Origin of the sequence: Microbacterium maritypicum MF109 (assembly GCF_000455825.1) — a bacterium.
GTDB classification, from domain to species: domain Bacteria; phylum Actinomycetota; class Actinomycetes; order Actinomycetales; family Microbacteriaceae; genus Microbacterium; species Microbacterium maritypicum_A.
In genome coordinates, this window is record NZ_ATAO01000017.1 from 1 (window position 1) to 442 (window position 442).

Genomic DNA, 442 nt, shown 5'->3' on the forward strand with positions numbered 1-442 from the left:
GGTGCTCACCGGCGTGCAGACGGAGAACCGCACGGCCGACTCTCCGTCCAACGCCAACTCGATCCTCGTGCGTTTCAGCATCCAGTGCTCCACGATCACCGTGAGCAACGCCGGGACCGTCACGGGAACCGTGAACCCCGCGTGGATCACCGGTCCCGTCTACAACGAGAGCCGTGGCAACGTGCAGACCGGCGTGTGCCCCGCCAACACCTTCGTGCACCGCATCACCGGGACCACCTTCGTCGGCGACGGCACGAACCGCTGGCCCTCATCGGTGCAGATCACCTGCCGGCCGATGACCTTCAGCGCGGCGGGCGAGCTGCGGATCGATCTCGCCGCCACGCCCACCGTCCTCACCATCGGTGAGAACTTCAACACGACCGGCGGCTTGGATACCCCGACGCCCCGTTGCGGGCCTGCGGCCACCTCCGGGACCAGCGAC

Annotated in this window: 1 protein-coding gene; it reads left to right on the forward strand. The window is 68.1% G+C overall.

Going from position 1 to position 442, the window contains the following annotated elements; translation table 11 throughout:
• Positions 1-442, forward strand: a 442-nt coding sequence (locus L687_RS42655; RefSeq protein WP_040569559.1) for a hypothetical protein, incomplete at both ends; no start/stop codon positions are given.